Genomic DNA, 21,567 nt, shown 5'->3' on the forward strand with positions numbered 1-21,567 from the left:
ATGACGAGCATATGCTCTCGATGTACGCTTTCCTGCAGAAAGCTTGTACTCCATAGAAAGGAGGTGATCCAGCCGCACCTTCCGATACGGCTACCTTGTTACGACTTCACCCCAATCATCTACCCCACCTTCGGCGGCTGGCTCCCTTACGGGTTACCCCACCGACTTCGGGTGTTGTAAACTCTCGTGGTGTGACGGGCGGTGTGTACAAGACCCGGGAACGTATTCACCGCGGCATGCTGATCCGCGATTACTAGCAATTCCGACTTCATGCAGGCGAGTTGCAGCCTGCAATCCGAACTGAGACCGGCTTTATAAGATTGGCTCCACCTCGCGGTTTCGCTTCCCGTTGTACCGGCCATTGTAGTACGTGTGTAGCCCAGGTCATAAGGGGCATGATGATTTGACGTCATCCCCACCTTCCTCCGGTTTGTCACCGGCAGTCACTCTAGAGTGCCCAGCCTGACCTGCTGGCAACTAAAGTCAAGGGTTGCGCTCGTTGCGGGACTTAACCCAACATCTCACGACACGAGCTGACGACAACCATGCACCACCTGTCTCCCCTGTCCCGAAGGCCGCGCCTATCTCTAGGCGATTCAGGGGGATGTCAAGACCTGGTAAGGTTCTTCGCGTTGCTTCGAATTAAACCACATACTCCACTGCTTGTGCGGGTCCCCGTCAATTCCTTTGAGTTTCAGTCTTGCGACCGTACTCCCCAGGCGGAGTGCTTACTGTGTTAACTTCGGCACCAAGGGTATCGAAACCCCTAACACCTAGCACTCATCGTTTACGGCGTGGACTACCAGGGTATCTAATCCTGTTTGCTCCCCACGCTTTCGCGCCTCAGCGTCAGTTACAGCCCAGAAAGTCGCCTTCGCCACTGGTGTTCCTCCACATCTCTACGCATTTCACCGCTACACGTGGAATTCCACTTTCCTCTTCTGCACTCAAGCCATCCAGTTTCCGATGCGACCACAGGTTGAGCCCATGGTTTAAACACCAGACTTAAATCGCCGCCTGCGCGCGCTTTACGCCCAATAATTCCGGACAACGCTTGCCCCCTACGTATTACCGCGGCTGCTGGCACGTAGTTAGCCGGGGCTTTCTTCTCAGGTACCGTCACTTCTCTAGCAGTTACTCTAGAGAACGTTCTTCCCTGGCAACAGAGCTTTACGATCCGAAAACCTTCATCACTCACGCGGCGTTGCTCCGTCAGGCTTTCGCCCATTGCGGAAGATTCCCTACTGCTGCCTCCCGTAGGAGTCTGGGCCGTGTCTCAGTCCCAGTGTGGCCGTTCACCCTCTCAGGTCGGCTACGCATCGTCGCCTTGGTGAGCCGTTACCCCACCAACTAGCTAATGCGCCGCAGGCCCATCCCTCAGTAACAGATTGCTCCGTCTTTCATCCTTCCTTCAGGCGAAGAAAGGAATTATCCGGTATTAGCTACCGTTTCCGGTAGTTATCCCAGTCTGAAGGGCAGGTTGCCTACGTGTTACTCACCCGTCCGCCGCTAAGTGGATCGGGAGCAAGCTCCCTCACCACTCCGCTCGACTTGCATGTATTAGGCACGCCGCCAGCGTTCGTCCTGAGCCAGGATCAAACTCTCCATTAATGAAAAGCTGATTTGCTCATTTTGAATCTGACGATTCATTTGCATGAATCTATTCTTAACGCGTTCATTTGTTCAGTTTTCAAAGAACTTGCCCCTGCACTCGACATCATTACAACATCGCACACAGGAATTTTATGATAACATATTAGTTATTCATTTGCAACTCTTTTTTCAGTCATGCGCTTTATTTCAACATAACCTTTCGAGCCGCAAGAAATAATATACCACGCCTGTATGATGAGCGCAACCCTTTTTTTATTAATCATATAAACTCACGCCTGTTGATTACCCAAAATAAGGAATACCAAAATTGAAAAAAGGCCGCTCTTTCGGTAAAATCGATTCCACCACAGAACTCGATTCGAAAGAGGCGACCTCATGAAAAAGTCTACCACGTTCACCACCTTAGTTCAAACGTTATTGACGGAAGAAGATGTACATGAAATTCTGCAAGAATTGAAGTATAAGGACACAGCGACCAAGTTTACAGCAAGCCAACTGCTCCTTTTCTTTATGCACTCGGCCTTAGGCCAGTGGGATAGCTACCGCTCGGGCGTAGGAAAAGCGGTGACATGCGGCTTGATGCCCGTTTGTTACTCTACCTTCTCTTCTAAAGCCAGTGAAGTGCCGTATGAGCTGTTCAAGCAATTATTTCATCGACTTCTCTCAAAATGTAATCGGGCCACGAAACGTCATCTGGGTATTCCCAAGAACCTGTTGCTGGTGGACTCTACGACCCTCACGGTAGGAAAAACCAGACTGCCCTGGGCCTTATTTCATGGAGAACGCGCAGGAATTAAACTGCATGTGGCATTTGCGGCAAGCACGGAGCAGCCGGTTCAGGTGATTGAAACCATCGGCTCTGCTCACGACGGACCTATTGGAGAACGGCTTGCCCACAAAGACTACATTCTGGTCAATGATCGCGCGTACGGAAAAATCAAGCGCTTTGATCAGTATGTGCGAGAACAACAATTTTTCGTCACTCGGATCAAAGAGAATGTGACCTTAGTGCAATCTCGTTCCTTAAAACGAGAAAGGAAAGCAACCTCAAATGTCGTCAAGGACGTCACTTGTTATTTGGGGACGCCGCAATGTCAATCGAAGCTTCGACATCGCGTGGTCATTTTCACGGATGATTATGGTCATGAAATAAGAGTCGCTACCAATCTTAAGCATCGGTCTGCGGAACAAATCGCTGACATGTACAAGGCCAGATGGGGCATCGAAGTGTTCTTTCGGTGGATCAAGCAAAACTTAAATGTACCCATTCTCTTTGGAACCACCAAGAATGCCGTATTTAATCAGTTGTTCGCTGCTCTCATGACCTATGTGGTCTTGAAGTGGCTCTATGTTCGTTCCAAATCTCATATTATTGCGTGCAAATCCATTCCCCTGATTCGTTTTAAGGAATGTATGCAGACCAACCAATGGCAAGTGGAGTGGCTCATCGCAATCGCTAAGATTTTGGATAGGTATGTCTATTTGTCGTGTCTTAAAATTCCAGAAACTTGATAATCAACAGGCGTGATATAAACTCTATAAAAGTCATTGCCCCTTAATATTCTAGCGGGTATGTTTAGTGTTATTAAAAGGAAGGAGCCCTTATGAGAAATCATTCTGCCCCCGCTCTCTCCACTGCCAAGGCGGCGGATGAGGCACAGCCTAATTTGCAGCAGGCCACAATATACCGCATCTTGCTGGCCGTCAGCTTCGTTCATCTGTTTAACGACTCGATCCAGGCGGTGATTCCGGCGATCTTCCCGATCCTAAAAAACAATATGCTGCTGTCATTCGCTCAAGTTGGATGGATCGCGTTCGCGCTCAATGTCACCTCGTCGCTCATTCAGCCGGTTATCGGCTATGCAGCGGACCGTCATCCGCGGCCGATCCTTCTCCCGCTTGGGATGGGAAGCACGCTTCTGGGCGTTCTTTTGCTGGCATATGCTCATAACTACGTCCTGGTTCTGCTCTCCGTGGTGCTGATCGGATTCGGCTCCGCCGCTTTTCATCCCGAGGGGATGCGGGTAGCCCATATGGCGGCCGGTCTGAAAAAGGGCCTGTCGCAATCCATCTTTCAGGTTGGAGGAAATGCCGGTCAATCGCTAGGCCCACTCCTCACCAAATGGATCTTCATTCCCTTCGGGCAAATAGGCGCACTGGGCTTTACCGCTATCGCCGCTGCCGGCGTTGCCGTTCAGGTCTATGTAGCCCGCTGGTACCGGGAAATGCTGAACGCCGGCTATACCTTCCGCAAAAAAGCCGCTTCGCGTGCTATCGACCCTGCCAGGAGCAAAAGCATTTTTCGCGCAACAGTTATTCTGGTTCTGCTCGTCTTTGTGCGTTCCTGGTATGGCCAAGCTATAGGCAGCTACTACACGTTTTATTTAATGGATAAATACGGGCTTGCGCTGAACAGCGCACAGAATTACATCTTTATGTATCTCGCGGCGGGGGCTGTCGGCACCCTGTTCGGCGGGCCGCTGGCAGACCGCTTCGGACGGAGAAACCTGATCCTTCTCTCTATGGTAGGAACCGTTCCGTTCGCATTGGCTCTGCCCTTTGTTAGTCAATTCTGGGCCGGCGTGCTGCTGCTCATTGGCGGATTCATTCTGCTGTCCAGCTTCTCGGTTACGGTCATTTACGCGCAAATGCTGTATCCCGGCAATATCGGCACCGTGTCCGGATTAGTAACAGGCCTGGCCTTCGGTCTCGGCGGAATCGGCTCCCTGTTAATCGGCCATATGATCGATGAAATCGGAATCACCCGGGTATTCATCGCCTGCGGCTTCCTGCCGCTTCTCGGCCTTCTGGCGCTGCTGCTTCCCGGAGACAGCCAATTGGAGGAGTGGGCAGAAGCTTAAGAGAAGGGACTTACCCTCAATTGGATGTGGTCAAAATACTGGACCGCCTGCATCATTGCTTCTTTGGAACGCAAGAGGCGAACGTGAACGCAGACCTTCCGTTGGTAAGCTACCTCATTATGTATATAACAAGGCTCAGGATTCTCGAAGAGAGATCTTGAGCCTTGTTGCGCTGCTTCCTCGCGGAAATGCGAAGTTATTTTTAAAGCGCCGCCACTTGCGGTACAATTAAATCAATTAATTAAAATTTAAAACACCGCTGTTTTCCAAACCGGGAAGGAGGCTTAAGTGATGATCAAAGAGGCGCTGGCTCGCATCCGGAAAGGCTATGGCAAAAAACTGGTGTCCATTCATGCGTGGAATGCCTGGCTGGTGCTGTTCCTGTCGGTAAGCGGCCTTATGCTGATCGGGGCTTTCTGGAGAGAGTGGCTGGGCGAAGGGCGGGTCTGGCTGAAGTGGGCGCATACTTATATCGGACTGCTGCTGCTCATTCAGGTGATCTATTATCTGTTCCTGGCCGCCAAGCATTGGAAGAGACTCAAGGGTAAAACGGCGCAAAAGGCGAACGTCCTGTTCGTTCTGCTGCTGCTGGCCGGATGGATTCTGTCGGGCATCGTGCTGTGGCAGTACAGAGCAGCCGGCCCTCGCGCCGCCAATGCAGCGCTCCTGATCCATGATCTGTTCACCTGGATCGGCCTTCCGGTCATTATTTATCATTCCATCACCAGAACCCGCTGGCTGAAGGAACCAAGCAAGCGGTCCATCCGGCCGGAAGAGGATCAGCAGACGGAAGCGGCCGCAGGAGGAGGGACACAGGCACACAGACAGAGACCCGAGCCTGTCTACACCCGGCGCAGCTTCATCAAGGTTGCCGTAGGAGCCGGGCTTGCTCTGACGATTGGTCCGACATTCGTGCGCTGGATGGGCCGCTCGCTTCAGCTGTCCCCCGGGGACACTTCGGCAGACAACGCCAACAAGATGATTCCCGATCCCGCACCGCTGGCCCAGTCCTCTCCTCCGATCGGAGGCGGCGCTCAGGGCAATTTCCGCGTCTACACGGTGACGGATATCCCCGCATTCGACAATTCCAACTGGTCGTTCACAATCGACGGTCTGGTCGACCAGACCTTCACCTGGAACTGGGAGCAGTTCCTCAAGCTTCAGCGGGAGGTGCAGGTGAGCGATTTTCACTGCATTACCGGCTGGTCGGTCTATAAGAACACCTGGGAAGGCATCCCTCTCGCCCGTCTGCTGGATATGGCCGGTGTGAAGAGCACGGCGACCACCGTCAAGTTCTACTCGGGGGACGGCGTATACACCGACGCGCTTACTCTGGATCAGGCGAAAATGGAAGATGTGCTCGTCGCCGTCCTGCATGACGGCAAGCCGATCTCCAATCAGCTCGGCGGCCCAGTCCGGCTCGTCGTGCCTCAGATGTACGCATATAAGTCCGTGAAATGGCTAAACCGGATTGAGCTGATTGACAGCGACCATATCGGCTATTGGGAGCAGCGGGGATATGACATCGACGCCTGGCTGCCGGGGAAGAAGCAGACGCTGTAACCGCGATCGGATTGAGAAGTCTTGCACGAAAAGAGGCAGTCCCTGACGATCAGGGGCTGCCTTTGCTTTTTATATGCGATAGGACACAAGTCTCATACTTCATTGCCGCCTGTTCAGAAATAGGACAAGCTGTTGGAAATACCCAAAAAGGAGAAGTTAGATTTGTTAAAAAGGATTGCTAAATACATCCAGTCAAGAAGAGAAAGACTACTGGGCATATAAGCGGCAGTTCGAGAAAGTGGAGCAATATGACGATGTCGCCCAGACGTATTATGCCAAGTATCAGCTCGCTACAACTTCGACCCGGAAGCAGGCTTATTACGCCTACGATAAGGTCATTGTGCCGAACGTGACGCAAGCCCTTGCCCAATCCAAGAAAATCAAAACCGATAATCCGGAATTGGCCGTCCTTCACCAAGATTACATTAAAGGAATGAAAGCTAAACTGGAAGCCGTTATTCTGTTCAAGAAGGCGCTGGCCCCGTCATCGCCCGCCAAATTCAGCTTTGTTTCTGCCAACAATAAGATAAAAGAAAGCAACAAATACTTTACCGTGCATCTGCAAGAGGTCAAGGCTTATCTCAAAAAATATGGAATACAGGATGATGCGCTTAGCGATTGAACGACTGGAGACAGGTTGAATTGGGGTTCCCCGATCCGCCAGGTTCGCCAGGTTCGCTCAAACTAAGCCAGCACCGTATCCATTACCAGCCGGAGGAAGCGCCGGTAATCGGCCTCATAGGCCACTGCTACTTCCGGCAAATCTCCCCATACATGATGATGACGCGAATCCATGATCGTCATGCCGAGGGTAAGCTCGCCTTTAGTTTCAACGCCTACTTTGGCCTTCAAATACTGAGTGAGCGAAGGATCGATAACAGCCGCGACCGCCATAGAATCAATCAGGACACAATATGACTCGAAGCCGCGGCCGAGCACGAATTGAATCATTTGATACAGCACGGCCGCCTCGGGCTTGGGCGAACTCTTGAGCTCCGCCAGCTCCGCCTCGGTGAAATTGACATCAAAATGGGTGGACACATCCAGCCCGATGGCCTGCAGCGGAATTCCCGATTTAAACACCATGTCTGCGGCTTCGGGATCGACATACACATTCCATTCGCTCTGGGGATTGTCCCCCGTGGCGTTCGCCGTGGAATAGCGATTCAGTCCGTACTGGCCGGCAATTGCGGTAATCCCGCTGATCATCGGAATAATCTCCGGCGCCTTCATGATAGCCATCGCAATGTTGGTCAAAGGGGCCAGCGCCACAATATAAATCTCCCCGGCGTTCCGCTTCACCGTCTCGATGATAACGTCGACCGCGTGACTGTCGTGAAGCGGAGTTGTGGGGGCAGGCAGATGGACCTCCGCCTGCCCGTCCGAGCCGTGCGAGAAGGGATCGTTGGGCAGGTCACGCACAAGCGGCTTGCCCATCCCTTTTGCTACGGGAATATCGGTACGCTCCAGCAACTCCAGTACCTTCAACGCGTTAACGCTCGTTATATCAACCGGATAATTACCGGCAACCGCCGTAATGGCTTCCACCTGAAGCTCCGGCGATTTAATTGCAAGAATTAGCGCCAGGGAGTCGTCCATTCCCGGGTCGCAATCAATGATGACTTTCTTCAAACCATTCACCCTTTCTTCGAGTTCTATTCCACAAGCTTACTTCACGCTGCCCTGCGTAAGCCCGCTCACGAGATACCGCTGGAAAAATACGGTCAGCAGAATGACAGGCAGGCTGGATATGATGCCGCTCGCGGACATCAACCCCCGGTCCAGCCCTTTCTGGCTGACAAAGGTGCTCGTCAAAACCGGCATCGTCTTCGTATGCGCCCCCGTCAGTGTGACCGCGAACAGAAATTCATTCCAGCAGAAAATAAAACAGATCAGCGCGGTTGCCGCGATTCCGGGCATGATCACAGGCAATACGATCCGGATGAACGCCTTCAGCCGGGAACAGCCGTCGATCAGCGCAGCCTCCTCCATATCAACCGCCAGTGAGGCGAAAAAGGCGCGCAGCAGCCAGATCACAAGCGCCATGTTCAGCGCAGAGTACGTCAGGATCAGCAGGATGTGCGTATCCAGCAGATGTACCCGAAAGGCGAACAGAAAGACGGGCACGATGACGACCACTGGCGGAATCATCCGCGTGAGCAGCAGTACATTCGGCAGAAGGCTTCCGCCTGTGCTGAAGCGTTCGATTGAATAAGCTGCCAAAGCGCCCAGCACGGTCGTAATCAGCGTCGCCGCGCCTGCGATCAGCAGGCTGTTGATCAGACTGGTCATGAAATCCGGATGCTGAAACAGCTGCACGTAATTCGAGAATGCCGGATGCTCCGGAATCCAGACAGGCGGAATCGCCAGCTGGTCCACCGGGAGCTTGATCGAGGTGAGAACGACCCATAGAATCGGCAGCATGAAGAAAATCAGGAACAGACACAAGACGGCTGTCTTGAGGCTTTTAAACAGGTTCCGTCGCACTCGTCTTGCACTCATCTTCGCTTCCCTCCCCGATTCACGTAAGCCAGCAGACCGAAAATGCAGACGCCCAACACCAGCATGACACCGACGGATACAGCCGAAGCGTATCCCATATCGTACCGGCCGAAGGCGATTTTATAATTGTAGATGGACAGCAGTTCGGTAGCCGTTCCCGGACCGCCGCTGGTCAGGATATACACAAGGTCAAAGGTCCGCATGGCGTCCATGGCCCGCAGAATGCCGACCGACAGCAGCGATGGAAAGACGAGCGGAAGCGTTATCCTCCAGAATTCCCTCCACTTCGAAGCTCCGTCCATTTGGGCAGCCTCATAGATTTCAGGGGAAATCCCCTGGAGATTCGCCAAAATCAGGAGCATGACAAACGGCGTCCACTGCCACACATCGGCAAGAATGACCGAGAACATCGCCCACCCCGGCTCGGTCAGCAGCTTGGACGGGTTGAACGGAATGTGCAGGAACCCGAAAATGGTCTGGAGCGGAGTGAAATCGGGCAGCAGGAACAGACGCCAGGCAACGCCGACTACAACAGGCACCATCATCATCGGGATCATAAAAGCGACCTTGAACAGCGTCTTCCCCCAGACCTCTCCTTTTAACAGGAGCGCAAGGATCATTCCAAGCACAAGCTCGGCCGCCACCGCCCCCAGCGTGAACAGCACGCTTCTCCACAGCGAGGTGAAGAAGTTTTTGTCCGACAGCAATCTGGAGAAGTTATCCAGCCCTGTGAACCTGATGCCCAAATCGGGCCGCTGCAGCGGATAGGAAAAGAAACTTAGGCCAAGAGCAGCCACAATCGGGATGAGCAGCACGACCACGATAATCAACACGCCCGGAAGGGCAAACCACCATTTCTCTCGCAAATCGGAAGACATATAGACTAACCGCCTTACCTGAAAAATTGGAGAAGGGGCGAGAGCGCCCCTCCATGCATCACACTTTTTCGCTTATGCTGTGCCCGGCCTTGTCTCAATATCCGCGCGAGCTCATCAATTCGTCATACTCCGACGCGGCCTGGTCCAGCGCTTCCTGCGCCGTCTGCTCGCCGTTCAGGAACCGGGATACCGCGCTTGGCAAAATATCGCCGGTAATGGTCGCTCCTTCGGGAATCAGCGGCAGCGGCTTAAGCTTGAAGGAATTCATAATTTCAGCATGCGGAGCGTAGAAGCTGTACTCGGAGGACAGTGTGCCGGTCAACGCCGATGTGCGAGCCGGGATGTTGCCGACCGGAGCGGCTTTTTCCATCATTTCCTGACTGGTGGCGAACTCGATCCATTCCAGCGCCTCTTGCTTCAGCTTGGAATCCTTGGTCATGACAAATCCGTAAGGCAGATAGAAGCGCTTGATGTCCTTCGTATTCTCGTCATTGGCCGGAATGGCGCTGAAGCCGACCTTGCCGACAACCTTGGACTGCGCCGGGTCCTGTGCGACCTGGGCGATCGTCGTCGCCATTTCCGCCATCGCGCTGCGGCCCTGCAGGAACTCGCCAGACGCATCGGACCAGCCGTACTGCTTCGCGGCAGCAGAGGTGTACTGGAACAAGTCCTTCAAATCGTTCAGCGCCTTCACGCCCGCTTCATTGTCGAACTGCTGCTTGTACTGGTCGTCGTAGAGATCGCCCCCGTAGTTGAACAGCCGATTGTAAAAAGCGAAGCCGAGCAGGATGCTCTTCTCACCCATCAGCGTCACGCCGCTGAGATTCTGGTCGGGGCGATTGAAGAACTCGGCGATCTCCTTGTACTGCTGCATCGTCTTCGGAGGAGCGAGATCATACCCGTACTTGGCTTTGAAAGCGGCCTTCTCCTTCTCATCGTTGAACAGGTCGGTCCGGTACAGAATCCCCTGCGTTTCATTCATATAGGGGACAAAATACAGTTCCTTCTTGTCGCCAAAGTAGGCGTTCCCGATTCCCGGGAAGTCGTCCAGCTTCAGCTTGTCCAGCTCCGCCTGATCGGTCGAGATCGGAACGATGTAGTTCGGAACCTGAAGCTCCGGAACCCAGCCGATTGGCACATAGGCCAGATCAAAGTCGGCGGAGCCGGAGGTGAATTTGAGCGTCAACTGCTGGTGATACTGATCGTAAGGAAGCTCCACGACCTTTACCTTCACCCCATACTTTGCTTCGAAATCCGGAATGATGCTCTTGAACGCATCGGCATGAGAGCTGGTCTCCGCCATAATCGTCAGCGTTCCTCCCCCTGCCGCCGGAGAAGAAGAGGCTGCGGACTCGGCCGCGCCTTGTTCCGTCTGCTTCGAACAGGCCCCCAGAATGGCTGCAACACTAAGGACGAGCGACAACAACAATGCTTTTCTCTTTGTACTCACCGTATGGTTCACTCCTTCAGTATGAATAAAAATACCTTTCTCCACTTACCGCCCCATGTCCGTCATTCCGTCAGTTAACCTCACATAAGAACCTCTTTCCATTGCGGTCCCATGTATTTGTTGTTAGGATAATATCAATAATTAGTGATGAAGATCACCCTTATTCGGTCAGTTTTTTCTATGATTCGGCTAACTATCCCAGAATGGAGGGTAAAAAGTGGGTCGTCTGTTGTTTCTTTTCCATACTGATCATCCGAAGGACACCTATATCCAGCTTCATCAGCATGAATGCTACGAGCTGGTCTATTATCTGAACGGAAACGGAACGACCATGATCGGCTCCACACAGTACAGCTTCAAACCGAACACTTTCGCTTTCATTGCGCCGCGGACGCTGCATGACGAGAGGCACTTAATTGGCTCCGAGCTGCTGTTCATCGGCTTCCACTGCGGGCAGGACGGAGCGATCCGCCATCTGAACCAGGTGTTTGAGGATGATGAGAAGCATACGATCCGGCAGCTGATGTTCCGCATGGAGCATGAATTTACCGAGCAGCAGGAGAATTTCTTCGAAATGCTGAACCTTCTGGTCACCGAACTGACCACCCAGATCCACCGTCTGGTCGGACTGAACAAGCATATCCGGCCGGGCGGAGGCCGCCTCAAATATGCGATGAACTTCATGGACGAGCATTTCCGGCAGCGTGTTTCCATCGAGACTCTCGCCCGGATGTCCGGGTACAGCTATGACCGCTTCAGGCATTTATTCAAAGAGACGGCCGGCGTCTCTCCCCAGCAGTATTTGCAAAATAAGCGGCTCGAATATGCCAAATCGCTGCTGCTTCATTCCCAGCTTCCGATCTCCGTCATCTCGCAAAAATCCGGGTTCTCGAAGGATTCCCAGTTCTGCACTATTTTTAAACGGGAGACGGGGCTTACTCCGCTGAAATTTCGGAAAACCCCGGCGGGGTAGCCTCATGCATATTGCATACCGGCAGCCATTTCAGGCTGCACGGAAAGCGGGCTGTCTCCCGCGCAGAATGGCGGGGCGCTGAAGAATGAAACTTCTGAGATGTTTCGTTCCACAACAAAGAGCCGTTCCCGGCGAAATTCGGAAACGGCTCTTGCATTTGATTTTTTGTTTAGGGAAGGGCGTTCAAGGCCGGTCCCATGATCGCGGCAAAAAGAGCCGCCGCCGTCCCGCCGCCATCCGTCATGTAATGATTCCGGTCTGTCCGATCAAATCCGATCCAGACCGCCGCCGACCACCCCTTCGTATAACCAGCGAACCAGGCGTCCCGATTGGCCGCACTTGGTACACCCTGGATATCCAACTGGGTGGTGCCGGTTTTGCCGGCAACCATTCTTCCGCTGAGCCGCGCCTTGCGGCCGGTTCCCTCATTCACGGCGCCAACCAGCATGGCAGTCATCATTTCGGCGGTCCGCGCCGAGATGACCTGCTGACTCTCCGGTGTACATTGGTATAGCAGATGACCGGACCCATCCCGCACCTCGCGTACGAGGTGGCCAGTGCTAAAGCGGCCGCCTGAAGCGAACACGCCGTACGCCTGCGCCATTTGAAGCGGCGACACTCCACCGTGCGTGCCACCCAGCGCGATGGCGAGCTGCCGGTCTTCCGCAGGCAGTTCAATCCCGAGCTTGGCCGCAAAAGCAAGGGCCGGCGTCACCCCCACCTCATTCAACAGCCAGACCGCCGGCGCATTGATCGAACGCTCGACCGCGGTGTTCATCGTCACTGTTCCGCGATAGACGCCTTTGATATTCCCTGGCGAATATCCACCGTAGGAAGCCGGCCGGTCGGGCAGCAGGCTATCCGGCGTGAACCTGCCGCTCTCCAAAGCCGGTCCGTAGACGAGGATCGGCTTAATCGCGGAGCCGGGCTGCCGGGCGGCGGAAACGGCCCGATTCAGGCCGCCGCCGGTCTCGTCACGGCCGCCGACCATAGCCTTGACCTCACCGGTGCGGGAATCGAGGATGACGACCGCCCCCTGCACCCGCTCGCCGCCCGCATCCGGCGGGAAGTTGGCCGGGTTCCGAAAGGCCGCTTCCGCAGCGCGCTGCGCCGAGGGGTTCAATCCGGTCGTCACGGTGTAGCCGCCCTCTCGAAGCTTCGCGAGCGGGATTCCGGTCCGCGCGGAAGCCTCTTGGAGCGCCGCGTCCACATAACCCGCCGCGCTGTACTCCGCGGCACTTCCGGGGGAGAGTGCAGCACCGTGCAGGCCGATCTGAAGCGCCCGCCGTTCCTCGGCGGCGGTGATGAGGCCGTTGCTCTTCATAATGCCCAGCACCTCCTGCATTCGCTTCACGGCCAACTCCGGGCGATCCACCGGATTATAAATGGAGGGTCCCTTCGGGATACCCGCCAGAAGGGCAACCTGTGCGGGTGTCAGTTCCTTTAAATCCCGGACGCCGAAATAATAAAACGCCGCCCTTTTGACTCCATATTGACCCCGCCCCAGATACGTCTCGTTGAGATAGAGACGGAGAATTTCGGCTTTGGACAAATGGCGTTCGAGCGCCATAGCGATTGCCGCCTCCTTCAGCTTTCTGGCAACGGTCTGCTTCCTGCTGAGGAACAGGCTCCGCGCCAATTGCTGCGTGATTCCGCTGCCTCCCTGCTCGACCCGCATCGCGGACACGTTGCTGGCCAGCGCCCGGGCGAGGCCGCGATAATCCAGGCCCTTATGCTCATAGAACCGCCGGTCCTCCACCGCCATCACCGTCTCCAGCAGCAGAGGCGGGAGCTCGCCAGACTCGGCATTCTCCCGGTAGCCCCCGCCCGGGATCGGGATACGTGACATTACGGAGCCGTCCGCCGCCAACAGGACGGTCGATTGGGGCAGCAGCAGCTTGTCGGCTTGCTGCGCGAGCGTCTGCTCGCCATACAGGCGCAGCCCGAATAAGAGCAACACGCATGCGCCTGTAAGCACTACGGCGAGATCGAAGGCCGCGTACGGCAGCCGGCGCAGCGGCCCGGCAGCCGTTCCGGAGGCCTTCGGAAGACGATGGGCGCGCGGAGAATAGCCCTGGCGCCTAAAGCGCCGGCGAAGGAGAAGCTGGCGCATGGACATCATGGCTGCTCCTCCCTGTGGAGCAGAGCCGCTGATGCGTCGTCCAAGGGTGCCGCGTCCGCCGCGCCGTTCCTTGCGGCTGTGCGGCTGGCGGCAGGGTCGGCGCCCCTTTCAGATGAATAGGCAATCCCGCCGTTCGGATCGGGACCGCCTCCCGTGCCGCCCCTTCGAGAGAGACCGAGGCGCTCTGCCATAGCGGGCGGCAGACTTCGGTCCGCCAGATCCTCGAGGATGCGTTCCAATATCCGAGCTTCCTCTATAAGCTCAGGGAATCGTCCGGGCCTTACCATGGCATCCGTTTCGAGCTCCGCCTCTTCCAGCCCGCGCCGAAGGGCGCGGCTGCGAAGACCCAGCGCCAGCCAGTCGCCGCTTGCGGGCAGCGGAGCAGCCGATGGGGCCGACCCTGGCCGGTTACGCTCGCCCATACCCGGCTCAATCGCAGCAGTCCGGGCGAACGCTCCGGCCCCTGCTGACCCGCTTGCCGCCGGTTCGGACAGCGGAGCGGCAGCGGCGTCATCGTCGGTCTCCCCGTGCCCATCACCGGGCTTCTCGGACCGGCCATCCTGGCCATCCCGCGTCATCGCACGGTTCAGACTAACGGCGATGTCGCGCAGCTCGCCGCCGGACATCACCCTTACCTTGCCGGTCACATTCCCCCCGGCCAGTTCCCGCGCGCCCCGGGCAATCTCGCGCAGATCGGCGGCATACTGCCTGGAGCGAAGCGCAAAGCAGAGGGTGAACAGCAGGGTAAATGCAGCAGCAGCCACCGGCGTCCTGCCCAGGTGATTGATCGTCCACTTCGCCAGATGAAACCAAGCCGCGGACGAATCGGCGCTCTGGGTACGGAACAGGAACCCCAGCACCTGCCGGGCTGCAACAAGAAAAGCGCCGCTTAGCAGGGCGCTTCCCAGACAAATATAAAGATAGCCATAAGATACGGTTCTGAAGCGATGCATACTGCCACCTCCGGGTAAGGGGGACGGCGGCATGTCTGGCTCGCGTCCCCTTTGCACCAGTATAGCGGCAAGTTTTTAAGATTCCCCTTCCATCTTTCTTAACTCTTTCTTAAGATGGTTCAGTCGGAGAGCAACGGAAGCGTAACGATGAAATCCGTCCGCTCCGGATTGCTGACAGCGGAAATGGTGCCGCCGTGCATTTCGGTGATACTCTTGGCAATCGCAAGTCCAAGACCGGAGCCGCCCTCCTGCCGGGAACGGGATTTGTCCGCGCGGTAGAACCGCTCAAATACATGCGGCAGGTCGGCGGCGGCAATCATCTCGCCGAAATTGCTGACCCTCACCGACACGTTGGCGGGCTCTCGGATGATTCCAATTTCCAGCCGCCCTCCGGCGCTGCCGTATTTGGCCGCATTGGCGATCAAGTTCTCAAACGTCCGAACCAAATCCAGCGGCGCCGCTTTGATCCAACAGGGGCCTTCGTCACCGGCCAGCACCATTTTCATCCCGGCGCGCTCCAGAAGCGGCCCGGATTCGACGGCCAACTGTCGTACTAGCGCAGATAGGTCGATTCGCTCCATAATCCGCTGCGGCCCGCCGCCGCTGACCCGCGTATATTCGAACAAATCGTCGATGAGCTTTTGAAGGACGAGCGATTTCTCATAAGCAATCCCGGTGTAATAACGCATCTCGACCTCATCCTGGCAGCGGTCCTGTTCAATGTACTCCAAAAAACCGAGAATCGACGTCAGCGGAGTCCGCAGGTCATGCGACACTCCGGTGATCAGATCGTTCTTCGCCCGCACGGCGCTTCGCTCCTCTTCCCAGGAACGCTCCAGCCGCTCGGCTAGCGAATTGATCGTTAGGGCGACCACGCCCAGTTCATCCCCGGTCCGGACCTCGATCCGGCGGGACATGCCTTCCGAAGCAAGCTCGGTGATGCCTCTTGTGATCTCCTCCAGATAAAGAATGATTTTTCGGGAGTAGATAAAGAAGAACAGCAGAAAGCTAAAAATACCCACCGCCGTCATCACGGACGTCGAACCGAAATGATTGATTATCCAGCGAAGCGCTCTAGTATAAGGCGAGTTGGAAGGCCACGGATTCGTATAGAGAAGGGATTGAACCATCCGGTAACCGGCATAGAGCAGCAATCCGCCCGAGAGCACACTCAGCGCAAATGCGTAAATAAACTTCCAGCGCACGGTATATATGAATTTGGTCCCGCCCATTTTAAAGTTCACCGGCTCTCTCTCCTTACCGTCAGTTCATCCGGTCAAGCTTGTACCCGACTCCCCATACCGTATGAAGATAGCGGGGCTTTCTGGAATCGACTTCGATTTTCTCCCGAATATTGCGGATATGCACCATAACGGTGTTCCCGTTGTCCATCGGCGGCTCTCCCCAGACCCGGGTGTAAATCTGCTCGACGTTGAACACCTGTCCCGGATGGCGAGCCAGCAGCTCGACAATCGCGAATTCGCGTGGAGTTAGCTTGACCGGCCGTCCCTGAACGGTCACTTCATGATTGACCGGAGACACGATCAGATCATCACACACCAATTCGCCCTCCGCAACCTTCTCCCGCAGCTCCCCGCCCAGCACATGATAGCGGCGAAGCTGCGACTTCACCCGCGCCAGCACCTCCAGTGGATTGAACGGCTTGGCCACATAATCGTCCGCTCCGATGCTTAGTCCGCCAATTTTGTCGAGGTCTCCGCCTTTGGCCGACAGCATGATGATCGGCATGCGCCGTTCCTCCCGGATCTTCATACAAGCTTCCAGTCCGTCCATGCGCGGCATCATCACATCCAGAATGATTAGATCGACCTTCTCCCGGCGCAGCAGATCCAGCGCCTCCCGGCCATCGAACGCCTTAAGCAGACGGTATCCTTCATTCCGGAAGTAGATTTCCAGCAGCTCCACAATTTCCTTCTCATCATCCACCAGCAGAATTGTATCCCGTTCCATGTCACATTCGGTTCCTTTCCTTATGTGCCATCCGATTTTCCGGAGGGAGCATTCGTTATTCGAAAAAAAATGCACAGCCTGTTCCCAACACGCCGTTGATTCGTTCCTGTGCATCCCCCGAATGAGCGCTTCTTATTCAGCCGCTCCGCCGTTCAGCAGCCGCAGCAGCTCCTCTTCATCCTCGATCACGGGAATGCCGAGCGACTGCGCTTTGGCCAGCTTGCTGCCCGCCTTCTCGCCAGCAATGACGAGATCGGTCTTCTTCGAGACGCTGCCGGTTACCTTGGCTCCAAGCGCCTCCAGCCGCTCGGCCGCTTCGTCACGGGTAAGCAGCTGCAGCGAGCCGGTCAGCACGACCGTCTTGCCGCTGAAGAAGGAATTCTCCACCGGCGCGGACGGGGCCTCCGGCGCTGTCGGATTCACGCCTAGCTCCAGCAGCCGACTTATCCCTGTCACGATGAATGGATCGGCAAAATAGCCGACGATGCTCTCCGCCACAATGCCGCCGATATCCGGCAGCTCGGCCAATTCCTCCGCGTTCGCCTGCATTACCGCGTCCAGACTGCGGAAATGGTCCGCCAGCATACGGGTTGTCGCCTTCCCGGTATTCGGAATGCCGAGCGCGAACAGGAAGGACGCCAAGTCTCTGCCTTTGCTGTCTTCAAGCGCCTGAAGCAGATTGGCCGCCTTCTTCTCGCCGAACCGCTCCAGCTTCACCAGCTGCTCCAGGGTAAGCTCGTAGAGATCGGCCGGCTCCCGGACGCTCAGCTCATCGTATAGCTGCGAAGCCGTCTTCTCGCTGAATGTCTCAATGTCCATGGCATCTCTGGATGCAAAATGGGAAATTCGGGCCACAATCTGCGGCTTGCAGTTCAGCTTGTTGTTGCAGAACAGATGCGCGCCCCGCATCTCCAGCGGGAAGCCGCAGGCCGGGCAATGATCCGGGAACACAATTTCACCGCCGTCGCTCTCCTCGGTCACCTTGCCCAGTATTTCCGGGATGACATCGTTGGAGCGGCGGATAAAGACGCGGGTGCCGAGCGCATGCTTCAGATTTTTGCGTTCGATGTCGCCGACATTGTTCAGCGTGCAGTTCTGCACGGTTACGCCCGCCAGCTCAACAGGCTCCACCTTCGCGAGCGGCGTGATCTTGCCGGTGCGGCCCACATTCCATACGACCGCTTCCAGCACCGTCGTCGTCTCTTCGGCCTCGAACTTGTAGGCGACCGCCCAGCGCGGGAATTTGTCCGTATAGCCCAGCACTTCGCGGGTGCGGAAATCAGTGACCTTGATAACCGCGCCGTCGATCAAATAATCGAGCTTCGAGCGCCCGTCCTCAATCTCCGCCAACTGCTCCGTCACGTCATCGAAGTTCTCGAAATAGGTCAGGTATGGATTGACCTTGAACCGGTTGTCCCGCAGAAACTGCATCATCTCCTGATGAGTTTGGAACTGGACCCCTTCGCTGTATCCCACGTTATAGAAAAAAGCGCTCAGCTTCCGCCCGGCCGTCACCTTCGGATTCAGGTTGCGCAGCGCCCCTGCCGCTCCGTTCCGGGCGTTCTTCAGCGGCTCGGCCGCCGTCTTGTTGTACTCGGCAAGCGCGGACAGGTTCATAATGCCTTCGCCCTGAACCTCAATCACCCCATCCGTGAAGGGAATCGTCAGCGGGATCGACTTGATCGTCTTGACCTGGGCCAGGATGCCTTCGCCCGTCACCCCGTTGCCCCGGGTTGATGCCTGAACGAGCCGTCCGTCCCGGTAGGTCAGATTCAAGGTGAGCCCGTCGAACTTCAGCTCTACGGCATAACAAGGCTCCGGAAGAGGCTGATCCGGATTCTTGGCGTTATAGTCGTTCACCAGCTTCAGCACGCGCGTGTTCCAGCTGCGGAGCTGTTCAATGTTCTGGGCCTTGTCAAGGCTCCAGAGCGGCGCAAGATGTCTGTGGGGCACGAAGCCCTTCAGCAGCTCCCCGCCCACGCGCTGGGTTGGGGAATCGGGCAGCACAACTCCGCTCTCCGCTTCCAGAGCCGTCAGCTTGTCGTACAAGGCGTCATATTCCTTGTCGCTGACCAGCGGCGCGTCCAGCGTATAGTAATGATAGTTGTAGTTGTTCAGCTCCGCTACCAGTTCTTTCATTCGTTCAGTTGCATCCATGCTGGGAACATCCCTCCGTGGGTGACTTAATTTATCTTGCTACTTACTTGTATTGTTCCATATGCAGCCAGAAGAGCCCCGGCAATGAACAATGTCCGGGCATCAAGCTGACGGCTGCATAGAAAAGGCGCGGCATTCCAACGGAACCCGCGCCTTCCGCTCACTCCGCCTTCGTAATCGGGGCGAAGCTCGCGAGCAGCTTCTTCACACCCGTCGGGGCCGGGAAGGCAATCTGCAGTTCCATGTCATTGCCTGTTCCCTTCACGGCTACGATGGTGCCAATGCCCCATTTGCCGTGCGAGACCTTGTCGCCCGCCTTGTAATCGGCGTGCGCTCCCCCGGCCGGCCGCGGCTGCGCCTTAGCGCCGGACGTCACGGTCACGCCGCTGCTGCGTCCCGCAGCGGGCGAGCCCGCGCCGCCCCTGGAGCCCGGGGCGGCTGACGGGGCCGGAGACGCTGTGCTCCGGCCGCCGAAGTTGCTGCGCCCGCCGGCGGCGAAGCCGCGGGCGCCATAAGCGCCGCCGGAATCTCCGCCGCGGCGGAACCGGTCGGGACCCGCCCCGGCCGTGTCCTCCTTCAGCTCCTCGGGGATCTCCTCGAGGAAGCGGGACGGCGGATTCTGCGTCGTCCGGCCGAACAGCGTGCGCATGCGCGCGCAGGAGAGGAAGAGCTGCTTCTCCGCGCGGGTAATGCCTACATACGCCAGCCGGCGCTCCTCTTCCAGCTCGTCATTGTCCTGGAAGGCGCGGCTGTGCGGGAAGACGCCTTCCTCCATGCCGACGATGAATACGGTCGGGAACTCCAGCCCCTTGGCGCTGTGCATCGTCATCAGCACGACGGCGTCGGAGCGGTCTTCCTCGCTGTCGTTCATGCTGTCGATGTCGGCAATCAGCGCCAGATCGGTCAGGAAGGAGACGAGCGATTTGTCTTCATTATTCTTCTCAAATTCCATCGTTACCGACAGGAACTCTTCGATATTCTCAAGCCGGGACCGGGACTCGATCGTATTCTCCTTCTGGAGCTCCAGCTTGTACTGCGACATTTCCAGCACCTTCTCCGTCAGCTCCGTCACCGACAGGAACTCCACCATCCGGTGAAGCGCCAGAATCATGTCGTAGAACTCCACCAGCGCATTGCGCGTCCGTCCGGCGAAGCCGAGATCGTCCACCGTCTCCAGCACCTGGAAGATCGAAACGCCGCGGGCCGCAGCCGCATCGGACAGCTTGGACACCGTGGTGTCGCCCAGCCCTCTCTTAGGCACGTTAATGATTCGGGTTAAGCTGATATCGTCGTCCGGATTGGACAACAGCCGCAGGTAGGCGAGCAAGTCCTTGATTTCTTTGCGGTCGTAGAACTTGATGCCGCCGACGATCTGGTACGGAATATCCGATTTGATCAGAATTTCTTCTATTACCCGGGACTGGGCGTTCGTGCGGTACAGGATGGCGTGATCCTGATAGGACTTGCCCTGCTTCACATTCTTGCTGATCTCGCCGGTGACGAAATAGCCTTCGTCATGTTCGGAGTCGGCACGGTAAACCTTGATCTTCGGTCCCTCGTCGGAGTCCGTCCACAGCTTCTTCGGCTTCCGCCCGCTGTTCAGCGCAATGACCCCGTTCGCGGCGTTCAGGATGTTCTTCGTCGAGCGGTAATTCTGCTCCAGCATAATGACCTTGGCTTCGGGGTAATCCTCTTCAAAGTTCAAAATATTCGTAATATCCGCGCCGCGCCAGCGGTAGATCGACTGGTCGCTGTCGCCTACAACGCAAATGTTGTGATGGCTGTCAGCCAGCATGCGGCAGAGCATATACTGCGCCCGGTTCGTATCCTGGTATTCATCGACATGGATATAGCGGAACTTGCGCTGGTAGAAATCCAGCACCTCCGGCACTTCCTTGAAGAGCTGAATCGTCGTCATGATCAGGTCATCGAAATCAAGCGAGTTGTTGCTCTTGAGCTTCTTCTGATACAGCTTATAGATCTTGGAGACAAGCCCTTCGAGATAGTCCCCGATCTTCATCTCGTACTGCTGCGGCGTAACGAGCTCGTTCTTGGCCGTGCTGATCATAGACTGAACCGCCTTCGGCTCGAATTTCTTCGTATCGATGTTCAGCTCCTTCATGCAGGCGCGGATGACGGACAGCTGGTCCGTGGAATCGAGGATCGAGAAGTTGGAGGTAAATCCGATCCGTTCGATATCCTTGCGCAGAATGCGGACGCACATGGAGTGGAACGTGGACACCCAAATATCCCGTCCATCCGGTCCGACAAGCCGGGATACACGCTCCTGCATCTCGCGGGCGGCCTTATTGGTAAAAGTAATAGCCAGAATCGCCCATGGCGGGGCCTTCCGGTTCGAGATGAGCCAGGCGATCCGGTGCGTCAGCACCCGGGTCTTGCCGCTCCCGGCCCCGGCCATGATGAGCAGCGGTCCCTCGGTCGCCTCGACCGCCTGCCGCTGCGGCGGATTCAACCGGCTTACAGCATCAATTATGTTAACGGATTGCATGAATAGCATGCCCC

Annotated in this window: 15 protein-coding genes and 1 rRNA gene; 5 read left to right on the top strand and 11 right to left on the bottom strand. The window is 56.2% G+C overall.

Annotated elements, in window-relative coordinates; translation table 11 throughout:
- Positions 1-56: 56 nt before the first annotated feature.
- Positions 57-1,611: ribosomal RNA gene (locus tag PSTEL_RS23400) — 16S ribosomal RNA — on the bottom strand.
- Between the two features lie 378 nt (positions 1,612-1,989).
- Here PSTEL_RS23400 and PSTEL_RS23405 point away from each other — a divergent pair.
- The 4 genes from PSTEL_RS23405 (at position 1,990) to PSTEL_RS23420 (ending at position 6,660) form a co-directional block, all read left to right on the top strand.
- Positions 1,990-3,126: an IS4 family transposase gene (locus PSTEL_RS23405; RefSeq protein WP_052098794.1), complete on the top strand. Its 1,137-nt coding sequence runs from the start codon at positions 1,990-1,992 to the stop codon at positions 3,124-3,126.
- Between the two features lie 92 nt (positions 3,127-3,218).
- Entirely contained in the window at positions 3,219-4,475 is a 1,257-nt protein-coding gene (locus PSTEL_RS23410; protein ID WP_038699081.1) for an MFS transporter, read from the top strand.
- 294 nt (positions 4,476-4,769) lie between these two features.
- On the top strand, positions 4,770-6,038 hold the full coding sequence (locus tag PSTEL_RS23415; protein WP_038701555.1) for a molybdopterin-dependent oxidoreductase: 1,269 nt from the start codon (positions 4,770-4,772) through the stop codon (positions 6,036-6,038).
- Between the two features lie 175 nt (positions 6,039-6,213).
- The gene (locus PSTEL_RS23420; protein WP_038699083.1) at positions 6,214-6,660 is read left to right on the top strand and encodes a hypothetical protein; all 447 of its coding nucleotides are present in this window, start codon (positions 6,214-6,216) and stop codon (positions 6,658-6,660) included.
- A gap of 62 nt (positions 6,661-6,722) precedes the next feature.
- Here PSTEL_RS23420 and PSTEL_RS23425 read toward each other — a convergent pair whose 3' ends face one another.
- The 4 genes from PSTEL_RS23425 to PSTEL_RS23440 form a co-directional block, all read right to left on the bottom strand.
- Positions 6,723-7,670, bottom strand: a complete 948-nt coding sequence (locus tag PSTEL_RS23425; protein WP_038699085.1) for a nucleoside hydrolase — start codon at positions 7,668-7,670, stop codon at positions 6,723-6,725.
- Between the two features lie 36 nt (positions 7,671-7,706).
- Entirely contained in the window at positions 7,707-8,540 is an 834-nt protein-coding gene (locus PSTEL_RS23430; protein ID WP_038699087.1) for a carbohydrate ABC transporter permease, read from the bottom strand.
- A complete protein-coding gene (locus PSTEL_RS23435) occupies positions 8,537-9,418 on the bottom strand; it encodes a carbohydrate ABC transporter permease (RefSeq protein ID WP_038699089.1) in 882 nt (293 codons plus the stop codon). The genes PSTEL_RS23430 and PSTEL_RS23435 overlap by 4 nt, the downstream gene beginning before the upstream one ends.
- A gap of 94 nt (positions 9,419-9,512) precedes the next feature.
- A complete protein-coding gene (locus tag PSTEL_RS23440) occupies positions 9,513-10,868 on the bottom strand; it encodes an ABC transporter substrate-binding protein (protein WP_038699091.1) in 1,356 nt (451 codons plus the stop codon).
- 217 nt (positions 10,869-11,085) lie between these two features.
- On the opposite strand from PSTEL_RS23440, the gene PSTEL_RS23445 reads away from it, so the two are divergent.
- A complete protein-coding gene (locus PSTEL_RS23445; protein WP_038699093.1) occupies positions 11,086-11,841 on the top strand; it encodes a helix-turn-helix transcriptional regulator in 756 nt (251 codons plus the stop codon).
- A gap of 169 nt (positions 11,842-12,010) precedes the next feature.
- Here PSTEL_RS23445 and PSTEL_RS23450 read toward each other — a convergent pair whose 3' ends face one another.
- The 6 genes from PSTEL_RS23450 to pcrA all read right to left on the bottom strand — a co-directional run bounded on the left by PSTEL_RS23450 (position 12,011) and on the right by pcrA (position 21,553).
- A complete protein-coding gene (locus PSTEL_RS23450) occupies positions 12,011-13,963 on the bottom strand; it encodes a transglycosylase domain-containing protein (protein ID WP_245625015.1) in 1,953 nt (650 codons plus the stop codon).
- On the bottom strand, positions 13,960-14,916 hold the full coding sequence (locus PSTEL_RS23455; RefSeq protein WP_038699095.1) for a HAMP domain-containing protein: 957 nt from the start codon (positions 14,914-14,916) through the stop codon (positions 13,960-13,962). The genes PSTEL_RS23450 and PSTEL_RS23455 overlap by 4 nt, the downstream gene beginning before the upstream one ends.
- 119 nt (positions 14,917-15,035) lie before the next feature.
- Complete coding sequence (locus PSTEL_RS23460; protein ID WP_245625016.1) at positions 15,036-16,160, bottom strand: sensor histidine kinase; 1,125 nt, start codon at positions 16,158-16,160, stop codon at positions 15,036-15,038.
- Positions 16,161-16,179: 19 nt separating this feature from the next.
- Positions 16,180-16,887 carry a response regulator transcription factor gene (locus PSTEL_RS23465; RefSeq protein ID WP_038699097.1) on the bottom strand — a complete coding sequence of 236 codons (708 nt, stop codon included), beginning with the start codon at positions 16,885-16,887 and terminating at the stop codon, positions 16,180-16,182.
- 132 nt (positions 16,888-17,019) lie between these two features.
- Positions 17,020-19,044 carry an NAD-dependent DNA ligase LigA gene (gene ligA, locus PSTEL_RS23470; RefSeq protein WP_038699099.1) on the bottom strand — a complete coding sequence of 675 codons (2,025 nt, stop codon included), beginning with the start codon at positions 19,042-19,044 and terminating at the stop codon, positions 17,020-17,022.
- A 160-nt stretch (positions 19,045-19,204) separates the two neighbouring features.
- Positions 19,205-21,553 (bottom strand): DNA helicase PcrA, encoded by a 2,349-nt coding sequence (gene pcrA, locus PSTEL_RS23475; protein WP_038699101.1) that lies wholly within the window; start codon positions 21,551-21,553, stop codon positions 19,205-19,207.
- Between the last annotated feature and the right edge of the window lie 14 nt (positions 21,554-21,567).

This window comes from Paenibacillus stellifer, from assembly GCF_000758685.1.
In the GTDB taxonomy this organism is placed as follows: Bacteria; Bacillota; Bacilli; order Paenibacillales; family Paenibacillaceae; genus Paenibacillus_AQ; species Paenibacillus_AQ stellifer.

Coding starts and splice junctions, on each gene's coding strand:
- PSTEL_RS23405 (WP_052098794.1), top strand. CDS start 1,990: ATGAAAAAGTCTACCACGTTCACCACCTTAGTTCAAACGTTATTGACG.
- pcrA (WP_038699101.1), bottom strand. CDS start 21,553: ATGCAATCCGTTAACATAATTGATGCTGTAAGCCGGTTGAATCCGCCG.
- ligA (WP_038699099.1), bottom strand. CDS start 19,044: ATGGATGCAACTGAACGAATGAAAGAACTGGTAGCGGAGCTGAACAAC.
- PSTEL_RS23430 (WP_038699087.1), bottom strand. CDS start 8,540: ATGAGTGCAAGACGAGTGCGACGGAACCTGTTTAAAAGCCTCAAGACA.
- PSTEL_RS23410 (WP_038699081.1), top strand. CDS start 3,219: ATGAGAAATCATTCTGCCCCCGCTCTCTCCACTGCCAAGGCGGCGGAT.
- PSTEL_RS23455 (WP_038699095.1), bottom strand. CDS start 14,916: ATGCATCGCTTCAGAACCGTATCTTATGGCTATCTTTATATTTGTCTG.
- PSTEL_RS23465 (WP_038699097.1), bottom strand. CDS start 16,887: ATGGAACGGGATACAATTCTGCTGGTGGATGATGAGAAGGAAATTGTG.
- PSTEL_RS23435 (WP_038699089.1), bottom strand. CDS start 9,418: ATGTCTTCCGATTTGCGAGAGAAATGGTGGTTTGCCCTTCCGGGCGTG.
- PSTEL_RS23450 (WP_245625015.1), bottom strand. CDS start 13,963: ATGATGTCCATGCGCCAGCTTCTCCTTCGCCGGCGCTTTAGGCGCCAG.